The 17926-nt window shown below is 75.4% G+C and carries 22 protein-coding genes and 1 riboswitch; of the genes, 7 read left to right on the forward strand and 15 right to left on the reverse strand.

Annotated features, from left to right (window positions below):
• Positions 1 to 56: 56 nt before the first annotated feature.
• The 5 genes from ACZ3J7_RS06965 to ACZ3J7_RS06985 all read right to left on the reverse strand — a co-directional run bounded on the left by ACZ3J7_RS06965 (position 57) and on the right by ACZ3J7_RS06985 (position 4485).
• Positions 57 to 842 (reverse strand): hypothetical protein, encoded by a 786-nt coding sequence (locus ACZ3J7_RS06965; RefSeq protein WP_465617634.1) that lies wholly within the window; start codon positions 840 to 842, stop codon positions 57 to 59.
• Positions 843 to 1112: 270 nt separating this feature from the next.
• Positions 1113 to 1466 (reverse strand): PRC-barrel domain containing protein, encoded by a 354-nt coding sequence (locus tag ACZ3J7_RS06970; protein ID WP_465617635.1) that lies wholly within the window; start codon positions 1464 to 1466, stop codon positions 1113 to 1115.
• A gap of 89 nt (positions 1467 to 1555) precedes the next feature.
• Positions 1556 to 3763 (reverse strand): GAF domain-containing SpoIIE family protein phosphatase, encoded by a 2208-nt coding sequence (locus ACZ3J7_RS06975; protein WP_465617636.1) that lies wholly within the window; start codon positions 3761 to 3763, stop codon positions 1556 to 1558.
• Positions 3760 to 4164 carry an STAS domain-containing protein gene (locus ACZ3J7_RS06980; RefSeq protein WP_465617638.1) on the reverse strand — a complete coding sequence of 135 codons (405 nt, stop codon included), beginning with the start codon at positions 4162 to 4164 and terminating at the stop codon, positions 3760 to 3762. The genes ACZ3J7_RS06975 and ACZ3J7_RS06980 overlap by 4 nt, the downstream gene beginning before the upstream one ends.
• 150 nt (positions 4165 to 4314) lie before the next feature.
• On the reverse strand, positions 4315 to 4485 hold the full coding sequence (locus tag ACZ3J7_RS06985) for a hydrophobic protein (protein WP_465617639.1): 171 nt from the start codon (positions 4483 to 4485) through the stop codon (positions 4315 to 4317).
• Positions 4486 to 4673: 188 nt separating this feature from the next.
• On the opposite strand from ACZ3J7_RS06985, the gene ACZ3J7_RS06990 reads away from it, so the two are divergent.
• Positions 4674 to 5021, forward strand: a complete 348-nt coding sequence (locus ACZ3J7_RS06990; RefSeq protein ID WP_465617641.1) for a PRC-barrel domain containing protein — start codon at positions 4674 to 4676, stop codon at positions 5019 to 5021.
• A gap of 59 nt (positions 5022 to 5080) precedes the next feature.
• On the opposite strand, the gene ACZ3J7_RS06995 is transcribed toward ACZ3J7_RS06990, so the two are convergent.
• The gene (locus ACZ3J7_RS06995; protein WP_465617643.1) at positions 5081 to 5482 is read right to left on the reverse strand and encodes an ATP-binding protein; all 402 of its coding nucleotides are present in this window, start codon (positions 5480 to 5482) and stop codon (positions 5081 to 5083) included.
• Between the two features lie 381 nt (positions 5483 to 5863).
• Between ACZ3J7_RS06995 and ACZ3J7_RS07000 the strand changes: the two genes are divergently transcribed.
• Both ACZ3J7_RS07000 and ACZ3J7_RS07005 read left to right on the forward strand, forming a co-directional pair.
• On the forward strand, positions 5864 to 6037 hold the full coding sequence (locus tag ACZ3J7_RS07000) for a CsbD family protein (RefSeq protein ID WP_465617645.1): 174 nt from the start codon (positions 5864 to 5866) through the stop codon (positions 6035 to 6037).
• Positions 6038 to 6338: 301 nt separating this feature from the next.
• Positions 6339 to 7508, forward strand: a complete 1170-nt coding sequence (locus ACZ3J7_RS07005; RefSeq protein ID WP_465617647.1) for an AI-2E family transporter — start codon at positions 6339 to 6341, stop codon at positions 7506 to 7508.
• A 97-nt stretch (positions 7509 to 7605) separates the two neighbouring features.
• Here ACZ3J7_RS07005 and ACZ3J7_RS07010 read toward each other — a convergent pair whose 3' ends face one another.
• The 4 genes from ACZ3J7_RS07010 to ACZ3J7_RS07025 form a co-directional block, all read right to left on the reverse strand.
• Positions 7606 to 8445 (reverse strand): thioesterase family protein, encoded by an 840-nt coding sequence (locus ACZ3J7_RS07010; protein ID WP_465617648.1) that lies wholly within the window; start codon positions 8443 to 8445, stop codon positions 7606 to 7608.
• A 107-nt stretch (positions 8446 to 8552) separates the two neighbouring features.
• Entirely contained in the window at positions 8553 to 8990 is a 438-nt protein-coding gene (gene nusB / locus ACZ3J7_RS07015) for a transcription antitermination factor NusB (protein WP_465617650.1), read from the reverse strand.
• 2 nt (positions 8991 to 8992) lie between these two features.
• On the reverse strand, positions 8993 to 9556 hold the full coding sequence (gene efp / locus ACZ3J7_RS07020) for an elongation factor P (RefSeq protein ID WP_111555856.1): 564 nt from the start codon (positions 9554 to 9556) through the stop codon (positions 8993 to 8995).
• Between the two features lie 70 nt (positions 9557 to 9626).
• Entirely contained in the window at positions 9627 to 10733 is a 1107-nt protein-coding gene (locus ACZ3J7_RS07025; RefSeq protein ID WP_465617653.1) for an aminopeptidase P family protein, read from the reverse strand.
• Positions 10734 to 10866: 133 nt separating this feature from the next.
• Here ACZ3J7_RS07025 and rpmG point away from each other — a divergent pair, with 133 nt between their 5' ends.
• Together rpmG and ACZ3J7_RS07035 are read left to right on the forward strand one after the other, a co-directional pair.
• A complete protein-coding gene (rpmG, locus tag ACZ3J7_RS07030; RefSeq protein ID WP_014134547.1) occupies positions 10867 to 11031 on the forward strand; it encodes a 50S ribosomal protein L33 in 165 nt (54 codons plus the stop codon).
• A 70-nt stretch (positions 11032 to 11101) separates the two neighbouring features.
• Positions 11102 to 11344, forward strand: a complete 243-nt coding sequence (locus tag ACZ3J7_RS07035; RefSeq protein ID WP_465617656.1) for a type B 50S ribosomal protein L31 — start codon at positions 11102 to 11104, stop codon at positions 11342 to 11344.
• A gap of 78 nt (positions 11345 to 11422) precedes the next feature.
• Here ACZ3J7_RS07035 and ACZ3J7_RS07040 read toward each other — a convergent pair whose 3' ends face one another.
• Positions 11423 to 11998: an XRE family transcriptional regulator gene (locus ACZ3J7_RS07040; protein ID WP_465617658.1), complete on the reverse strand. Its 576-nt coding sequence runs from the start codon at positions 11996 to 11998 to the stop codon at positions 11423 to 11425.
• 120 nt (positions 11999 to 12118) lie between these two features.
• Here ACZ3J7_RS07040 and ACZ3J7_RS07045 point away from each other — a divergent pair, with 120 nt between their 5' ends.
• Positions 12119 to 12964: an EamA family transporter gene (locus ACZ3J7_RS07045; RefSeq protein ID WP_465617659.1), complete on the forward strand. Its 846-nt coding sequence runs from the start codon at positions 12119 to 12121 to the stop codon at positions 12962 to 12964.
• Between the two features lie 7 nt (positions 12965 to 12971).
• Here the strand turns inward: ACZ3J7_RS07045 and nicT are convergent, their stop codons facing one another.
• The 4 genes from nicT to ACZ3J7_RS07065 form a co-directional block, all read right to left on the reverse strand.
• Positions 12972 to 14081 carry a Nickel transporter NicT gene (gene nicT, locus ACZ3J7_RS07050; protein ID WP_465617661.1) on the reverse strand — a complete coding sequence of 370 codons (1110 nt, stop codon included), beginning with the start codon at positions 14079 to 14081 and terminating at the stop codon, positions 12972 to 12974.
• 30 nt (positions 14082 to 14111) lie between these two features.
• Positions 14112 to 14322: riboswitch (cobalamin riboswitch) on the reverse strand.
• Between the two features lie 83 nt (positions 14323 to 14405).
• Positions 14406 to 15116 (reverse strand): DUF6445 family protein, encoded by a 711-nt coding sequence (locus ACZ3J7_RS07055; protein WP_465617663.1) that lies wholly within the window; start codon positions 15114 to 15116, stop codon positions 14406 to 14408.
• An 85-nt stretch (positions 15117 to 15201) separates the two neighbouring features.
• A complete protein-coding gene (locus ACZ3J7_RS07060; RefSeq protein ID WP_465618024.1) occupies positions 15202 to 16008 on the reverse strand; it encodes an Fpg/Nei family DNA glycosylase in 807 nt (268 codons plus the stop codon).
• 151 nt (positions 16009 to 16159) lie between these two features.
• A complete protein-coding gene (locus tag ACZ3J7_RS07065; RefSeq protein ID WP_465617665.1) occupies positions 16160 to 16726 on the reverse strand; it encodes a helix-turn-helix domain-containing protein in 567 nt (188 codons plus the stop codon).
• A 94-nt stretch (positions 16727 to 16820) separates the two neighbouring features.
• On the opposite strand from ACZ3J7_RS07065, the gene ACZ3J7_RS07070 reads away from it, so the two are divergent.
• Entirely contained in the window at positions 16821 to 17726 is a 906-nt protein-coding gene (locus ACZ3J7_RS07070) for an SDR family oxidoreductase (protein WP_465617667.1), read from the forward strand.
• Positions 17727 to 17926: the final 200 nt, after the last annotated feature.

Below are 17926 nucleotides of genomic sequence, written 5' to 3' on the forward strand. Positions count from 1 at the left end.
GGTGGGGCACCGGCAGCGGCCGGCGCCCCACCCCGCCGTCCTCGTCCCGCCCCCGCTCAGACCACCGTGCCGAGGCTGAACCCGGGCTCCGCCGCGACGCCCGCCACCGCCAGGCCGGCCGGCGACCACTCGTAGCCGGTGCTCCGCCAGGCCCAGGCCACCTGCCGGTACTCACCGCACAGCGTGCCCGAGCCCTGCGTCCCGTGCAGCACCGCCGCGCCCGGCAGCTCGCAGTACAGCCCGGCGCAGAGCACCGCGGTGACCAGCTCCAGCTCCTCGTCGTGGATCCGGACCGCGCCGTCCTCCCAGTGCAGCACCCGGGCCCGCGCCTCCAGCGGCCCGCCCGGCGCGTCCACCACCGCCCGGAACTCGTACGCCCCGCAGCCCGCGCCGACCAGCATCCGGCGGAACACCTCCGACGCCTGCTGGTACGTCCACCGCGCCCGCGGGTCGGCGGCCGCGCGGTCGGCGCCGCGCAGCGCGCCGTCCATCAGCAGGTCGGCGTGACCGAGCGCGAGGCCTCCCTCCCGGGCCCGGACCAGCCGGGGCAGGAAGTCGGCCGGGTCCTCGCCGCGGTAGGTGACCAGCTGGGTCTGCAGCGGCGGGTTGACCAGGTAGCCGTCCCGGGCGGCCTGCTCGCGCAGGTCCAGCCCGTGCAGCAGGCAGTAGTCCGCGAAGTCCTCCGGGTGGAACATCCGGGCCCGGACCACCGCGTACTCCTCGACCGCCCCGGCCAGCAGCTCGCCCGTCTCCCGCAGGTAGCCGGCGTAGTCCGGGGCGTCCGTCACCCGCCAGCCGCGGACCCGCTCGAAGTCCGCCTCGCTGGTCAGGATCCCGGTCACGAAGGCCTCCTCGCCCCGACGCGAGGGCTCTGCACTGCAACGGCGCGGCCGGCGGCTGTTCCTGGACATCGGTGGGCTCCCGGGGTTTCTCGGTCGAGCGACTGCTGACCGAGTCCTCCCCACCCGCACCCGTCCCACACGCACGGCCTGTCACAACTCTGCAACCGACCGTTAATACGGACGCGTCGGTTTCCGCCCCGGGCCGGGGCCGGACGCGGCCCGGGCCCCGCGTCCGAGGACGCGGGGCCCGGGCGGCCGGGGTGCGGCGGGTCAGACGGCGGTGCCGCCGCCGTAGTAGCCGCCGACCTGGTTGCGGTAGGCCGGGTCGTCGGCGTGCCGCTCCTTGTCGTACTCCGGCGAGTTCTTCACCTCGTCCTGGGTCCGGTCGACCCACACCGTCTTCTCCGCGTCGTCGACCCGGGTGACGGTGCCCGCCGGGAGCAGCACCTCGCGGCCGAAGATCCACGGGCCGGTGTCGACCACGATGTAGCCCGCGCCGACGTCCGCGGTGTGCTTGTCGACCTTGCCGATGTGCCCGTCCGTCGCCTCGACCCGGTACCCCGTCAGGTCCGTGCCCGCGGCGTAGCCCTGGGCACCCTCGTAGCCCCACAGTCCCTCGGTCATCCGGTGCCTCCTCGTTCGACGTGCCTCGTTCTCCTTGCGGGGACCGCCTGCCCGGACACCGGGGAACCATGCCACCCCGGCGCGGCCGGCTACCGGCCGGCGGTGAGGACGAGGACGGCCTGGTCGTCGTCGGTGTGGTGGCCGGCCGTGTGGGCGTGCACGGCGTGGACGACCGCGTCGACGACGTCCTGGGCGGTGGGGGTGCCCGCCGCGCCGGCCAGGGCGGCGGCGAGGCGGTGGTCGTCGAACAGCTCGCCGTGCGGGTCGCGGGCCTCGGTGATGCCGTCGGTGTAGAGCAGCAGGCTCTCGTGCGGCCGCAGGCGCAGGTGCCGGGGGACGAGGCCGGGGTCGGCGGTGACCCCGAGCAGCAGGCCAGGGGTGTCGAGGGTCCGGACGGTGCCGTCGGCGCGCAGGTGCAGGGGCGGGGTGTGGCCGGCCCGGACGAGTTCGACGTCGACCCCGTCCGCGGTGGGGGTGAGCTGGCCGTAGACGAGGGTGACGAAGCCGGTGCTGTGGCCGCCGGGGCGGTTGGTCAGCGCCCGGTTGACGGCGCCGACGACCTCGGCGGGGCCGGGGAGCAGGGGGGCGACGGCCCGGGCGGTGTGGCGGACGAGGGCGGTGGTGGTGGCGGCGCGGGGGCCGCGTCCGCAGACGTCGCCGAGCAGGAAGGCCCAGCGGCCGCCGTCGAGGGGGAAGAGGTCGTAGAAGTCGCCGCCGATGTCGAGGCCCTCGCCGGCGGGGTGGTAGTGGGCGGCGACGTCGGTGCCGGGCACCTCGGGCAGGTCGGGCAGGAGCAGGCCGGCCTGGAGGTCGCGGGCGAGGGTGTGACGGTAGGTGTACTGGAGGGCGTTGTGGGCGGTGGAGGCGGCGCGGCGGGCGAGTTCCTCGGCGAGGGCGACGGTGTGGCCGTCGAAGGCGTGCTCGCCGGTGGACAGGAGCGTCACGGCGCCGAAGGCGCGGCCGCGCTCCAGCAGCGGGACGCACAGGTAGCCGGTGGCGCCGAGCTCGTGCCACGGGCCGGGGCCGGTGGGGGTGCGGCGGGCGATCTCGCTGGTGCCGGTGGCGAGGACGCGGGTGACGACGTCGGCGTCGTGGACCGGGACGTGGGAGGCCAGCAGGTCCCGCTCGCGCGGGGTGGGGGCGGCGGTGGCGACGCGGCGCAGGCGGCCGTTCTCGACCACGTCGACCGCGCACAGCGGGGCCAGCCGGGGGGCGCAGGCGTCGGCCAGGCGCTGCACGGTCTGCGCGGCGTCCAGGCCGGCGGCCAGGGCGGTGCTGGCGTCCAGGAGGAAGGCGAGGTCGTCGCGGGCGGCCTGCTCCCGGGCCTCGGCGGCCCTGCGGGCCTGGTCGGCCCGGTGGCGTTCGATGGCCAGGGCGGCGGTGTCGGCGAAGGTCCGGGCCAGGGCGAGGTCGCTGTCCTGCGGGGCGCGGGGGGTGCGGTGGTACATGGCGAAGGTGCCCAGCAGTGAGCCGTCGCCGGCCAGGATCGGGGTGGACCAGCAGGCCGCCAGGCGGGCCCGGTCGGCCAGCTCCCGGAAGTCGTCCCAGAACGGGTCGGTGGCGATGTCGGTGACGATCACGCTGCTGCGGCGGTGGGCGGCGGTGCCGCAGGAGCCGACGCCCTCACCGGTGGCGATGCCGTCGATGGCCTCGTTGTAGAAGTCGGGCAGGCTCGGGGCCGCGCCGTGGCGCAGGTGCAGGCCGTCGGGGCTCGCGAGCAGCACCGACACCAGCACCTCCTCGGGGGCGAGGTCCTCGATCGCGCGGGCCATGCCGTCCAGGACGTCCGCCAGCGGTGCCTGCCGGGCGATCTGCTCCAGCAGCGCCTGCTGCTCGGCGGCCAGCCGCTGCGCGTGCCTGGCCTGGGTGGTCTCCACCCCGATGACCAGGACGCCCACCGTGTTGCCGAACGCGTCCAGGCGCGGCTCGTAGGTGAAGTCGAAGAACGCCTCGCGGCTGCGCGCGCCCTGCCCCAGCAGGATCCGGGCGTCACGGCCGGTGTGGGCCCGGCCGGTGCGGTAGACGCGGTCGAGGGTGGTGACGAAGCCCTGCTCGACCAGTTCGGGCAGCAGCTGTCCGATCGGCAGGCCCGCCCGGACCCGGTCGGGGCCGCCGACCGCGTCGACGAAGGCGTCGTTGGCCGCCTGCAGCATGTGGGCCGGGCCGGCGAGCGAGGCGAACACCGCCGTGGACTGCCCGAACAGGGCCCGCAGGTCCTGCTCCGCGCCCGCGGCCCCGGCGCGGAGGGCCGCAGCGTCGGTGGACCGGACGGCCGGTCGGCCGGGGAGCCCGGTCATGTGCTCCGCCCTTCTCCGGACGGGCCCGGGCGGCCCCGGTCGAACGCGTGGACGCCGTCGGCGGACCGGGCCAGCGCCAGGTCGGCGTCCGCGTACACCGTGAAGATCCGGTCGAGTCCGGTCACCGCGAACAGCCGCAGCAGCGCCCCCGGGACGGCCGCCAGCCTGAGCTGGCGCTCCTGGGCGGCCAGGAGCTGGAACAGCTCCACCAGGACGCCGATGCCGGAGGAGTCGCAGAACGCCAGGGCGTCGCAGTCGGCCACCACCGGGCCCGCGCCGCGCCCCCGGGCGAGTTCCCGCTCGGCGGCCTCGCGCAGCTGCACCGCGCTGTCGAAGTCCAGCTCCCCGCGCAGCGCCAGGACGGCGCCTCGGGCGTCACGCGTGACCCGTACCGCGAACACCTGCTGCTTCCTCCCGACGGAACCCGTACCGGTAATCCCTCCATGGTACGGACCCCGCCGGAACGGCTTCGCCGTCCGGGAGGCGGAGACGACCGGACGGGCCCGCGCCTGCGCGCGGGCCCGTCCGGAGCGGGTTCCTGCCGGTGGCGGCTACCAGCGGTACCAGCGGCCCCGACCGCCGCCGGTGTTGGTGCCCCGGGCGACGAAGCCCACCAGCCACACCACCAGCACGATGATCGCGACCCACCACAGGGCCTTGATCGCGAAGCCCGCGCCGAACAGCAGCAGGGCCAGCAGCAGAACGAGAAGAAGGGGAACCATGAAGACCTCCAGGCAGTCTGTGTCGGGCCGCCGCTTGCCCCCGCCCCCGCCGAATATTCCTATGAATCTCCCCAGTTGAGGGGGGTATCCGGAGCCCCACCGGCACGAGGGAGACCGAGCGCCGGGCGGGCCCGCACGCACCGGCGCGGGAACGTGGAAGCCGTGCACCGACGACGGAGGAGGCTGCTGTGGCCAGGGGGATCTGGGACTACGAGAGCGCGGAGGGGTACAACGCGGGCGACGACCTGACGGGGTACCGGGTGGAGGCCGCGGACGGCCGCATCGGCAAGGTGGACAAGCACAGCGAGGAGGTCGGCCGGGCGCACCTCGTGGTCGACACCGGCCCGTGGATCTTCGGCCGCACCGTGGTCGTCCCCGCGGGCACCATCAACCGGATCGACCACGACGACAGGTCCGTGTGGCTGGACCGCAGCATGGAGGACGTCCGGAACTCGCCCGAGTTCGACCCGGACGCCCACGGTGACGGCTCCGCCTACCACCAGGCCCTCGGCGCCTACTACCTGGGAACCGCCTGAGCCCGGGCGGCGCGCCGTCCGGGCGCCGCCGGGGCCGGGCCGCACCGCGTCCCCCGCCGTCACAGGGCCAGGGTGACGCTGATCCGCTTGCCGCCGCCGGGCAGCAGGGCGACCTCGCAGGTGGCGGCGAGCATCGTCACCAGGGCCCAGCCCCGGCCGCCCGGCCGGGCGGGGTCGCGCAGGGCGCGCGGGCGGGCGCGGGGCGGGCGGCTGTCGGCGTCCTCGACGACGACGCGCAGCCGCAGACCGGGCGGCCGGTCGTCCCCCTCGCCCCGGTCGGCGGCCGGGGGCGCGGCCTCGGTGCGGGCGGTGAAGGCGGTGACGCCGCCACCGTGCAGGTTCGCGTTGGTGACGAGCTCGCTGACGGCCAGGAGGGCGTCCGCCACGCCGGCGGCCGCGGCCGGGCCGGCGTCGCGCAGCAGTCGCAGCACGTCCCGGCGGGCCCGGGCGGGGGTGGTCACCGGCCCACCCGCCCGGGACCGCCGGGACGGGGGCGTCCGGTCCGGTGCCCCGGCGGGGCACCGGACCGCTCCGCGGGCGGGCGGGTCGGTGGGGAAGGCGGGTGTGCGGGTCTCGGTCATGGCGACAGGCAGGTCCTCGTGTGCAGCTCTACCGGTACGGCGGGACCCGTCGTCGGGCCCGGTCGACGGGTCGACTACCCCGGAGGAAATCGGACATTCCCCCTCGGATCGTGCACGTGTGCCGTTCCGTCCGGCCGCCGCCGCGACCGCCCGGGGGTCGTCCGGGGGTCGTCCGGGATCGTCCGGTGTTCGGGGGAATCTTCCGGCGGAGACGGGGCACCCGACTGTCCGTCAGCGCGGAACCGGTAGCCAGGAGGCGACATGAGCGCGAAGGACAAGGCCGGCAACACCGGCGAGAAGATCAAGGGCGCCGTCAAGGAGCACGTCGGCCGGGCCGTCGGCAACGAGCGCCTGGAGGCGGAGGGCCGGGCCGAGCAGGCCGCGGGCGACCTCCGGCAGGCCAAGGAGAACCTCAAGGACGCCTTCCGGCACTGACGACCCCTCCCCCGGGCTTCCGCTGCCCCGCACGGTGGCAGCGGACACCGACGCCGCCCCGGCGTGATCCCACACCTCCGCCGAGGCGGTGCGGCCGGTGAAGTCCCACCCGGCCGAGCGGGCCCCGGGCACCGACCCCCTCACCGGGGACGTGCCCGGGGCCCTGCCGCGTCCACCTCCGCGCCCGGCCCCGGCCCGCGCCGCGCCCGCGCGCGGAGCGCCCGCCGAGCGCTTCGAGTCGGTGCGACGGGGCAACCGGACGGTGTCCCCCCAGGCCCGCGAGCGGAACGGACCGACGACCATGAAGATGCCACCGGGACTGCGCGTCGTCACCACCGGAGCCGCCGACGGAATCCGTCGGCGGCTCCTGGTGCCCCCCGACGCCGCACCGACCGCGCCCGCGGCCGGCCCCGTGCTGCCGGCGGCGCGCGCCCGGCGCCCCTCCCCGGCCCGTTCGCTCGGGTTCTCCACCGGCCTGCGGCTGGCACTGGGCGCGCTCACCGGCTGGTTCCTCTTCCGCCAACTGCTGCGCCTGGAGGAGTTCCTGACCCTGCTGCTGCTCTCCGCCTTCCTCGCGGTGAGCCTGGAGCCGGTCGTCGCCGCGCTGTGCCGGCGCCGGTTGCGGCGCGGCTGGGCGGTGGCCGCCGTGCTCGGCGTCTTCCTGCTGTCGGCCGCGGGCTTCCTGCTGCTGGTGGTCCCGCCGGTGGGCCAGGAGGCCGGCGTGCTGGCCCGGCGCGTCCCGCTCTGGCTGGACCAGGTGCACGACGGCCACACGACGCTCGGCCGGATCGAGGACCGCTTCCACCTCGCCGAACAGGCCGGGAAGGCCCTCGGCGGCAGTGGCGGCCCCGGCCTGGTGGGGGGCGTGCTGGGCGCCGGCCGCCTGCTGCTCGACACCGTCACCTCGGTCACCGTGGTCGCCACCGTGACCCTGTACCTGATGGCCGGGATGCCCGACATCAAGGAGTTCTGCTACCGCTTCGTGAAGGGCAGCAGCCGCGGCCGGGCCCGCGAGCTCACCGAGGAGATCCTCTCCCGCACCGGGCGCTACATGCTCGGCAACCTGGTCACCTCCGCGATCGCCGGTCTCGCCACGGCCGTGTGGTGCGCCGCGGTCGGCGTACCGTACGCCGCCGCCCTCGGCGTGTTCGTGGCCCTGATGGACCTGGTGCCGATCGTCGGCTCCACCATCGGCGGCATCGTCGTCAGCCTGGTCGCCCTCGCGGTCTCCTGGCCGGTCGCCCTGGCGACGGCCGGCTTCTACATCGGCTTCCGGCTGCTGGAGGACTACCTGATCATGCCGCGGACGATGAAGTTCGCCGTCGACGTCCACCCCTTCGTCACCATCGTGGCCGTCCTGGTCGGCGGCGCGCTGCTGGGCATCGTCGGCGCGCTGGTCGCCGTCCCGGCCGCGGTCGCCCTCGGCCTGCTGCTGGACGAGTTCGTCTTCCCCCGCCTCGACCGCCGCTGACCGGCCGGCCGCCCCTCGACCGCTCCGGCACCTCGTGGTCCGGAGCCGGGTCGCCGAGGCCGCCGGCCGGGCGCGGGGCCGGCCGGGAGCCAGGACCTCAGGAGCGCGGCACCATCGCCAACTGGCGGGACTGGGCGACCAGTCGGCCGTTCTCGTCCCAGACCTCGCAGTCCTCCTCGAAGTACCCGCCGGCCAGGTTGCGGGTGGCGTGCGAGACCCGGAGCCAGCCGGCGGCGGGCAGCGCGCGGAGGTGGACGGTGAGTTCGATGGTGGGGGCCCAGCCCGGGCGGCCGAGGTCGAAGGTGACCGGGGGGAGGGCGTCGGCGGTGAGCAGCAGGGAGAGCGGGTCGGCGGGACGGCCGTCGGCCAGCCGGAACCAGCCCTGGATCCGGCCCTCCTTGGACGGCTGGCCGAGCGCCCAGCCGATCGTGGCCGGGTCGAGCCGCAGGTCGAGGCGCTCCAGCAGGGCGGCCTGGGCGAGGAGTTCGCGCGGGGCGTGCTCGACGCCGACGCACTGCTCCGGCGCCGGCAGGGCGGGCGGCAGCGCGGTGGTGGCGACCTCGCCGTCGAGCCCGGCCAGGTCGGTGAACGCGGCGGTGACCCGCAGCCGCTCCTCGCCGCCCTGGGAGAGCACCGCGCTGCCGGTGGCCAGGTTGCGGCCGCGCCGGGCGATCTCGGTGCGGACGGTGGCCGGCCCGGGGCGGGACGCCGACACGTAGGTGCCGCTGACGGTCAGCGGGTGCGGGTGGCCGGGGCCGGCCTCCAGGGCGAGCGCGTGCGCGGCGAAGGCGAGCAGCAGGCCGCCGTTGACGCCGCCGCCGATCTGCCAGCCGTCGCCGAGCTCGCCGTCGTAGCGCCCGGCCTCCTCGGGGTGCGGGGTGAGCGCGACCGCCTGGTCGAACTCGAAGGCGGGGGTGGCGGGGGTGGTTTCCGGCATGGCTCCGCGGCCCTTCTGCGCAGGGGGCAAGACATTACTTGCCGGTAGCTTACGCGCGGAGGCCGCCGGACCAACAGGTCCGGCGGCCTCCGGGAGTGCGGGCGGGCTCAGCGCCGGATGCTCGGCTTGAGCTCCATGAACCGGGCGAGCAGGCCGTTCACGAAGGCCGGCGACTCGTCGGTGGAGAACTCCTTGGCGATCTCCACCGCCTCGTCCAGGACCACCGCGTCGGGCGTCCCGTCCTCCCAGATCAGCTCGTACGCGCCGAGCCGGAGCACGTTGCGGTCGGCGATCGGCATCCGGTCGAGCGCCCAGCCCACCGCGTAGGTGGAGATCAGGTCGTCGATGGTGCGCGCGTGCTGCGCGTACCCCTCGACCAGCTGCATCGTGTAGTCCGCGACCTGCGGGATGCCCTCGTCGGGGCGGGGGTCGCGGGCCCGCGCGATCCAGTCGGCGAGCACCCGCTCGGGCGACACGCCTCGGTGGTCCGCCTCGAACAGGATCTGGAAGGCCCGGGTGCGGGCCTTGCTACGAGCAGCGGCCACGGTTACTTGACCCGGCCGAGGTAGCTGCCGTCGCGAGTGTCGACCTTGACCTTCTCACCGGTGGTGACGAACAGCGGCACCTGGATCTCGGCGCCGGTCTCCAGGGTGGCGGGCTTGGTGCCACCGGTGGAGCGGTCGCCCTGGACGCCCGGCTCGGTCTCGGCGATGACCAGCTCGACCGCGGCGGGGAGCTCGACGTACAGCGGGACGCCCTCGTTCTGCGCGACCAGGGCCTCGAAGCCCTCCAGCAGGTACTTGGCGGCGTCGCCGACGGTGGCGGCGTCGACCGGGACCTGGTCGTAGGTGTCCATGTCCATGAAGATGAACGCCTCGCCGTCGCGGTACGAGTACTGCATGGTCCGCTTGTCGACGTTGGCGGTCTCGACCTTGATGCCCGCGTTGAAGGTCTTCTCGACGACCTTGCCGGACAGGACCTCCTTCAGCTTGGTGCGCACGAAGGCCGGGCCCTTGCCGGGCTTGACGTGCTGGAACTCGACGACGGTCCAGAGCTTGCCGCCGTCCAGCTTGAGGACCATGCCGTTCTTGAGATCGTTCGTGGTAGCCACGGGCGCACTTACTCCTGATATGTCCGCTGTCAAGGAACACCAAGCCGCGCGCCACCGCGACCGCTTCCGGTCACAGCGCGAGGAGCTCCTTGGTGGTGATGGTGAGCAGCTCGGGCCCGCCCTCCTCGGGAGGCCGCACCACGAGCGTGTCCTCGATCCGGACGCCGCCCCGGCCCGGGAGATGGACCCCTGGACCGACGGTGACCGGCACGCGGTTGTCCAGTTTACCCATGTCGGCGGGCCCCAGGCGCGGAGCCTCCCGGATCTCCAGGCCGATGCCGTGCCCCAGCGCGTGGACGGACCGCTCGGGGTGGCCCGCCGCCTGGAGGATCGAGCGGGCCGCATCGTCCGGGACGTGCTGCTCGACGCCCGGCCCGAGGGCCTCCCGGCCCGCCCGCTGGGCGCGGAAGACCAGCCGGTGCAGCTCGACCTGCCAGGCGGCGGGGGCCGCGCCGATCACGAAGGTGCGGGCGGTGGAGATGCCGTAGCCGCGGTAGCGGGCACCGAGCGCGACGGTGAGGAAGTCGCCCTCCTCGACCCGGCGGTCGGTGGGCTGGTGGTGCTCCAGGCCGGAGTGGCTGCCGGTGCCGACCGAGACCGGGAAGGCGGCCCGGTCGGCGCCGTGGTCGATCATCCGGCGCTCCAGCTCCATCGCCAGGTGCCGCTCGGTGCGGCCGACCAGGATCGACTCGAGCAGCTCGCCGAGGGCCTGGTCGGCGATCTCGGCGGCGATCCGCAGGTCGGCGATCTCGTACTCGTCCTTGACCACCCGCAGCCGCTCCACCGCCCGGTCCAGGTCGAGCAGCCGGGTCGTCCCGGCCAGGCGGGCGACGGCGCGGTGCCGGGCCACGGTCAGGTCGTGCTCCTCGACCGCGAGGTCGCGCACCCGCAGCCGGGCGGCGGCCTCGGCGGCGGCGAACGCGGCGTCGCCCTCGGCGGGCACCGGCAGCCGGGTGACCTCGGGCTCGCCGGGCCGCTCGCCGCCCGCGTCGGGCTCCGCGCCCTCGGGCACCGCGAGCACCGCCCGGTCCCGGGTCAGCAGCAGCGCGGCGCCCAGCGGCGGGCAGCCGGTCAGGTAGCGGACGTTGGCCGCGCGCGTGATCAGCGCGGCGTCGGCTCCGGAGGCGCTGCAGTACTCGCGGAGGCGTTCGCGTCGGGCGGCGTGCGCGTCGGACATGGTCCGAGCGTACGAACGGGCTCGCCGGGGCGCCTGTCGGGACCGGCCGACGGGGTCGGGAATGCGGGCGGGGGGCCTCGTGTTGTGACGTGGTGAAAACGGCAATCGTTGCCGGGAGAGGGAGGACGAGACGATGGCACGCAGCGAACTGCGACCGGTGGTCACGCTCCGGTCCACGGCGGGCACCGGCTTCACGTACGTGACCCGGAAGAACCGCCGCAACGACCCCGACCGGATGGCCCTGCGGAAGTTCGACCCGGTGGCGGGCCGCCACGTGGAGTTCCGCGAGGCCCGCTGAGCCCGGGGGCGGCACCCGTCCGGTCCGGCACGCAAGCATCCAGCGAGGACTCCAGCGAGGAGGAGCAGTCATGCAGCAGGGAATCCACCCCGAGTACCGCCCGGTGGTCTTCCGGGACAAGACCGGGGGTCTGTCGTTCCTGACCCGCTCCACCGCCGCGAGCGACCGCACGGTCGCGTGGGCGGACGGGCGGACGTACCCGGTGGTCGACGTCGAGACGTCCTCGGCGAGCCACCCGTTCTACACCGGCAAGGCCCGCCTGATGGACACCGAGGGCCGGGTCGAGCTGTACCGGCGCCGCTACGGCGGCTGACGGAGCGCGGCGAAGGGGCCCCGGGTTCGCCCGGGGCCCCTTCGCCGTACCGGGACTCCGTCTCCCCGTCCGGGCCGGCTACGCCCCGGGCGGGGGGACGGAGACGACCATGGTGACCAGGCACGGCAGGTCGCCGTCGTTGCGGTAGCCGTGGGCGGTGCCCGCCTCGTAGGAGGCGGTGGAGCCGGCCGGGACGCGGTGGTCGCGGCCGTCCAGGACGAGGGTGAGGACGCCCTCGTCGACCCGGGCGATCTCGACGGTGCCGGGCGGGTGCGGGTCGGAGGTGTGCGCTTCGCCGGGGTGCAGGCGCCAGGACCACAGCTCCAGCGGCCCGGGGGCCTCGGTGCCGCCGAGCAGGGTGCCGCTGCCGCCCTCGGGTCCGGTCCACAGCCGGACGGCGTCCTCCACCGGGACGATCCGGACGGCGGAGGAGGCGTCGTAGTCGAGCAGCCGGGCGATCGAGACGCCGAGCGCGTCGGCGAGCCGGACCACGGTGCCGACGCTGGGGTTGGTGCGGGCCTGCTCGATCTGGACGATCATGCCCCGGCTGACCCCGGAGCGGGCGGCCAGGGCGTCCAGGGTGTGGCCGCGCTCCAGGCGCAGGCGCTTGAGGTTGCGGGCGAGGGCCTGGGTGACGAGATCGGCGTCCGGCACGGGGCAGTCCAATATTCTGGTTGGGTCAGTGCACTGGGTTGAACTATGCTGCGGCGGCATCGCCAGGTCCACCGACTGTACTGCGGAGTCCACCATGCCGTCCGCCTCCCCCGTCGCCTCATGAGCGCCGCCCTCGCCCTGCTCGCCAGCCTGCTGTGGGGCGTCGCCGACTACGGCGGCGGGGCGATCACCCGGCGGCTGCCCGCGCCGACGGTGGTGGTGCTCTCGCAGTCGGCGGCCGCCGGCGTGCTCGCGCTGGCGGTGACCGCGACCGGCGGCTGGGCCGGCGCCGGGCCGGCCCTCTGGTACGCGGTGGCGGCGGGCGTGATCGGCCCGTTCGCGCTGCTGGCGTTCTACCGGGCGCTGGCTCTGGGGCCGATGGGCGTGGTGTCGCCGCTGGCCACCGTCGGCGTGCTGGTGCCGGTCGGGGTCGGCCTGTTCCTCGGCGAACGGCCGGGCGCCGTCCAGGCGCTGGGCATCGCGGTGGCCGTCACCGGGGTCGCCCTGGCGGGCGGCCCGCAGCGCGGCGGGGCGTCCGTGAGCCGGCGGGTGCTGGTGCTCACCCTCGGCGCGGCGTTCGCCTTCGGCGCGGTGCTGGCGCTGGTCGCGCACGCGGGCGCGGGCGGCGCGCTGCTGCTGACGCTGTGCGTGCAGCGGCTGACCAACACCGCGGTCGGCGCCGGGATGCTGGCCGCGCGGGCCCGCCGGCAGCCGCTGGAGCTGCGGGCGGGCCTGCGCGAACTGCCCGCGCTGACCGCCGTCGGGGTCGCCGACGTGGCCGCGAACGGCCTGTACGCGGCCGCCTCCTACCTGGGCTCGGTGGCGGTCGCGGCCGTGCTGGCCTCGCTCTACCCGGTGGTCACCGCGCTGATGGCGCGCGGCCTGCTGAAGGAGCGGCTGCTGCGGGTGCAGGTACTGGGCGCGGGCCTCGCGGTGGCCGGGACGCTGATCCTGGCCACCGGTTGACCCGCCGTCAGGAGGCCTGCGCGAACGCCCGGGAGCGCTTGGCGATCCGCCAGTAGCCGATCGCGGCGGCCCAGACCACCACGAACAGGCCGACGATCACGAAGCCGACGTTGTCCAGGCTGAGTCCGGCGATCCAGCCGGTGACCGGGTCGACCAGGCCGAACTTGTCGTGCAGCACGGCGACCAGCTCGATGGTGCCGATCACGAAGGCCACCGCGATCGACAGCCCGGTGATGGTCAGGTTGTAGTACACCTTGCGGACCGGGTTGGCGAACGCCCACTGGTAGGCGAAGTTCATGAACGTGCCGTCCAGCGTGTCGAACAGGCTCATCCCGGCGGCGAACAGCAGCGGCAGGCAGACCACCGCGTACCAGGGCAGGCCGGAGGCCGCGCCGGAGCCCGCCATCACCATCAGGGTGACCTCGGTGGCGGTGTCGAAGCCCAGGCCGAGCACCATCCCGACCGGGAACATCTGGCCGGGGCGGCTGATCGAGCGGGTGGCCCGGTTCAGCAGCCGGGCCAGCAGGCCGCGCGCCGCCAGGTGCTTCTCCAGCTCCCCCTCGTCGTACTCGCCCGCCCGCATCGCCCGGAACACCCGCCAGATGCCCAGCAGGGCGACCAGGTTGAGCGCCGCGATCAGGTAGAGGAAGGCGCCGGACGCGGTGGTGCCGATGGTGCCGAGCACCTGGTGGGTGGTGGAGTCCTCGTCCATCAGGGTGCCCGCCAGCGCCGCGCCGCCGGCCACCATGGCGGCCATGATCACCACCATCGAGGAGTGCCCGAGGGCGAACCAGAAGCCCACCGAGACCGGGCGGCGGCCGTCCGCCATCAGCTTGCGGGTGGTGTTGTCGATCACCGCGATGTGGTCGGCGTCGAAGGCGTGCCGCATGCCCAGGGTGTACGCGGTGATGCCCAGGCCGACGCCGAACACCTGGGTGCCGACGGCGTAGTGGTGCGGCGCGACCAGGAACAGCAGCGTCCCGAACGCCACCACGTGCATCGCCAGGATCACCGCCATCAACCCGGCGGTGCGCAGGGTGTCCTCGCGCCGCCACCGGAAGGCGGGCAGGGGGGATCCGGGACCGTTCCCGGGCAGGGTCGACTCATGCGCGGTCATCCGCGTTCACGCTCCAGCACCTCGTGGATCACTTCGTGAGATGCCGTGGCCGGTCTCCTGGCTGACGGGGTGTTGCGCGCCGGCGCCCGGCCTTCCCGGCCGCGGGCGGCCAGTGGCACGAGGTGGGAGCCGACGACTCCCCGATCACAGTGGCGAGGGCCGCTCCGGACTCCTGTGCCGACCACTCTCGTGGCGGACACAGTGCACCGGCTTCCCGAGCACCACGGCCCGCCCACCGTAGGCCCGCGCCGGGCCCGGGGGCAAGTGCCCGCCCGGGCCCGGGTGGCGCAGATCACGCCTGTTCAGGAGTGTGGTGACGCGGCGTCAGGCCGTCCCGGCCGCTCCGGCCATCCAGAAGAAGACGCAGGTCATCCGCTTCTCGGCGAGCGTGCTGCCGTGGTACTCGGTCGCGGTGTGGATCAGGTTGGCGGTGTAGAGCAGCAGCCGGTTGTAGCGGTGCGGCACGGCGAGGTCCTCGGTGAACGAGTCGGGCGGGACGAAGCGGGTGCCGAGGGCGTCCACCAGGTTGTCGTGCGGGGCGACCACGCTGTTGCCGCCGAGCCGGCCGCCGGGGAAGCTCTGCCGGTAGAAGCTGGTCCCGCAGCGCTTGGGCACCGCCGGGTTGAGGTACAGCACGGCCGCGTAGCGGCAGAGCGAACGCGCGTCGGTGTGCGGGCGCGGCTCGCACTCCCCCGCGCCGACCACCTGCACGCAGTTGTGGTTGAACGTGCCGCCGCCGGCCCCCTCCCGGGCCCAGATCCGCTCGGCCCCGGTCGCCGCCCGCACCAGCGCCTCGACGTGCGCCAGCTCGTCCGGTTCGAGGCCGGGCATCGCCCGCAGGCCGGGCCAGGACTCCGGTCGGTGCGGGTAGCCCTCGTCCCAGTCGGTGCGCGCCAGGTGCCTGGCCCGCACCGCGTCCGGGTCCGGGAGGACGTCGTCCAGCACCCAGTAGTCGCGTCCCCTGGTGGGCTTGCGGTACGGCAGGACCGGGAGCGCCGGGGTGGGGCGCGGGCCCTGGAACGGTTGCACGGGCATGGACCCGACAATAGGAGCGCCGCTCCGGGGCCCTCGCCCAAGACCGGGTCAACCTTGCGTCAAGGCTTGACGCGGTGACGGAGCGTCAGACCCGCTGGCAGCGGGGGCACCAGAACAGGTTCCGGGCGGCCAGCTCCTCGGTGCGGACCGGCGTTCCGCACACCAGGCAGGGCTGGTCGTGCCGCCGGTAGACGTACACCTCGCCGCCGTGGTCGTCCACCCGCGGCGGGCGGCCCATCGCCTCCGGGGTGTGCTCGGGGCGGACGGTGTCGATCCGGCCGGCCGCCACGCCGTCGTGCATCAGGGCGACCAGGTCGGCCCAGATCGCGTCCCACTCCGGGCGGGAGAGCTCGCGGCCGGGGCGGTGCGGGTTGATCCCGAGCCGGAACAGCACCTCGGCGCGGTAGACGTTGCCCACGCCCGCCAGCACCTTCTGGTCCATCAGCAGGGCGGCGACCGTGCTGCCGCTGCGGGAGACCCGCCGCCAGGCCGCGTCCCCCGCCTCGCCGGGCCGCAGCGGGTCCGGCCCCAGCCGGCCGTGCACGGCGGCCTTCTCGGCGGGGGTCAGCAGCTCGCAGGCGGTCGGGCCGCGCAGGTCGGCGTAGCCGGCGTCGTTGACCATCCGCAGCCGGACCTGGCCCACCGGCGCCGGCGGCTCGCCGGCCCCGAAGGCGTACGTGCCGTACAGCCCCAGGTGCACGTGCAGCCAGTGCGCGCCGAAGCCGAGGAACAGGTGCTTCCCGTGCGCCTCCGCGTCGTCCAGCACCCGCCCGTCGATCAGCGCGGCCCCCTCGGCGAACCGCCCCTGCGGACTCGACACCCGCACCGGGCGCCCTCCGAACAGCTCGTGGTTCTCCCTGGCCAGGCGGTGGATCACATGCCCCTCGGGCACCGGCGTCAGCTCCTCGGTCGTGGTGGTCGGCGAGGAGTCCATTCTCCCAGGCCGCCCTGACACGGCCCGGCCCCGCCTCGGGCGTCCGGACGGCGCGGGCGCCCCGGGGTCGCGGCGGGCGGCACGGGCGGCGACGGGCGGGTGCGGGCCCTCAGAGGGTGGCGGCGGTGTCGCGCAGGGTGGTGAGCGCCTCGCGGGCGAGGGCCGTGAAGTCCAGGCCGGGGCGGTCGGTCCAGCGGGCGAGAGCGGTGCGCAGGGCCAGCAGGGTCAGCTCGGCGGTCAGGACGGCGGCGGGGTCGGGGGTGCCGCGCCCGCGCAGCGCGTCGGCCAGGGCGGCGGCCAGCGCCTCGCGCTTGAGCAGTTCGCGCTCGGTGAGTTCGGGGTTGGCGGCGACCACCCCTTGCCGTTCGCGGACGGCCTGGTGGCGCTCGGCCGTGAAGGCGTGCTCCCCGGCGGCGGCCAGGGCGGCCCCGGCGGCCTCCAGCGGGGAGGCCCCGGGCGGGGCGGCGGCCACCGCGCCGGCGAGCAGCCGGGCCAGGGCGTCGCCGCCGGAGAGCACCTCGCGCTTGTCCGCGAAGTGCCGGAAGAACGTGCTCTTGGCCAGGCCGGCCCGTTCGGCGATCTCGGCGACGGTGGTGCGGTCGTAGCCCTGCCGGACGAAGAGTTCGAGCGCGGCGCGCTCCAGCCGTTCGCGCGCGTTCGGGTCCCATCTGGCCATGGTCCGCATTCTACGTGACGGGACTTGGTCGCATCGCGGAGCGGCACGGGCTATGGTGATGAGACAGAGTCCCATCACTCGGAGGTCCGTTCCCATGCACGTCTTCGTCACCGGAGCCACCGGCCACCTCGGCTCCGCCCTCGTCCCCGACCTGCTCGCGGCCGGCCACCGGGTCACCGGCCTGGCCCGCTCCGACGCCTCCGCCGCCGCGCTCACCGCCCTCGGCGCGGACGTCCGGCGCGGCGACCTCGACGACCTGGACGGCCTGCGCGCCGCCGCGGCGGCCGCCGACGGCGTGGTGCACCTGGCGTTCAAGCACGAGGCGATGCTCGGCGGCGACTACGCCGGCGCGATGGCCGACGACCTGCGCGCCGTCCGGGCGCTGGTGGAGGCGCTCGCGGGCACCGGCAAGCCCCTGGTCGGCACCGGTGGCATCGCCGCCGGCGGCGGTGCCAACGGCGAGCCCGCCCTCGAGTCCCGGGTCGCCCCGGGCGCCCCGCGCACCGAAGCCGAACGGGCCCTCGTCGACGCCGCCGCCGACGGCGTCCGCAGCTCCGTCGTCCGCCTCCCCCCGGTCGTCCACGGGCCGCTGGACCGGCACGGCTTCGTCCCGCTCCTGATCCGCACCGCCCGCGCGACCGGCGTCTCCGGCCACCTCGGCGACGGCACCAACCGCTGGCCCGCCGTCCACACCCGCGACGCCGCCCGCCTCTACCGCCTCGCCCTCGAACACGCCCCCGCCGGCACCCGCCTGCACGCCGTCGGCGACGAGGGCATCCCCTTCCGCACCCTCGCCGAACGCATCGGCACCCGCCTGGGCCTCCCCACCGCCCCCGTCGACCCCGCCCGCGCCGACGCCCACTTCGGCTTCCTCGCCCGCGTCGTCCCCCTCGACGTGCCCGCCTCCGCCGAGGCCACCCGCACCCTCCTCCGCTGGCACCCCGACCACCCGGGCCTGCTCGACGACCTCGACCAGGCCCACTACTTCACCGAGTCCTGACCCCCGCCCCCCGCCACCCCGGCGCCACCGCCGCGCAGCGGAACCTCACCGCGCCCGCACCCCGCGCATGATCGCGCGGTCCAGCGCCGCCGTCCCCTCCCCCGCCCCCCGCCGCGCAGCGGAACCTCACCGCGCCCGCAGCCTACTCATGATCGCGTGGTCCAGCGCCGCCGCCGTCCCTTCCTCCATCCCCCCGCCGC

It is taken from the genome of Kitasatospora sp. NPDC015121 (assembly GCF_055562955.1).

Coding starts and splice junctions, on each gene's coding strand:
- ACZ3J7_RS06970 (WP_465617635.1), bottom strand. CDS start 1,466: ATGACCGAGGGACTGTGGGGCTACGAGGGTGCCCAGGGCTACGCCGCG.
- ACZ3J7_RS06975 (WP_465617636.1), bottom strand. CDS start 3,763: ATGACCGGGCTCCCCGGCCGACCGGCCGTCCGGTCCACCGACGCTGCG.
- ACZ3J7_RS06985 (WP_465617639.1), bottom strand. CDS start 4,485: ATGGTTCCCCTTCTTCTCGTTCTGCTGCTGGCCCTGCTGCTGTTCGGC.
- ACZ3J7_RS07000 (WP_465617645.1), top strand. CDS start 5,864: ATGAGCGCGAAGGACAAGGCCGGCAACACCGGCGAGAAGATCAAGGGC.
- ACZ3J7_RS07005 (WP_465617647.1), top strand. CDS start 6,339: ATGAAGATGCCACCGGGACTGCGCGTCGTCACCACCGGAGCCGCCGAC.
- ACZ3J7_RS07010 (WP_465617648.1), bottom strand. CDS start 8,445: ATGCCGGAAACCACCCCCGCCACCCCCGCCTTCGAGTTCGACCAGGCG.
- ACZ3J7_RS07025 (WP_465617653.1), bottom strand. CDS start 10,733: ATGTCCGACGCGCACGCCGCCCGACGCGAACGCCTCCGCGAGTACTGC.
- rpmG (WP_014134547.1), top strand. CDS start 10,867: ATGGCACGCAGCGAACTGCGACCGGTGGTCACGCTCCGGTCCACGGCG.
- ACZ3J7_RS07035 (WP_465617656.1), top strand. CDS start 11,102: ATGCAGCAGGGAATCCACCCCGAGTACCGCCCGGTGGTCTTCCGGGAC.
- ACZ3J7_RS07045 (WP_465617659.1), top strand. CDS start 12,119: ATGAGCGCCGCCCTCGCCCTGCTCGCCAGCCTGCTGTGGGGCGTCGCC.
- nicT (WP_465617661.1), bottom strand. CDS start 14,081: ATGACCGCGCATGAGTCGACCCTGCCCGGGAACGGTCCCGGATCCCCC.
- ACZ3J7_RS07055 (WP_465617663.1), bottom strand. CDS start 15,116: ATGCCCGTGCAACCGTTCCAGGGCCCGCGCCCCACCCCGGCGCTCCCG.
- ACZ3J7_RS07065 (WP_465617665.1), bottom strand. CDS start 16,726: ATGGCCAGATGGGACCCGAACGCGCGCGAACGGCTGGAGCGCGCCGCG.
- ACZ3J7_RS07070 (WP_465617667.1), top strand. CDS start 16,821: ATGCACGTCTTCGTCACCGGAGCCACCGGCCACCTCGGCTCCGCCCTC.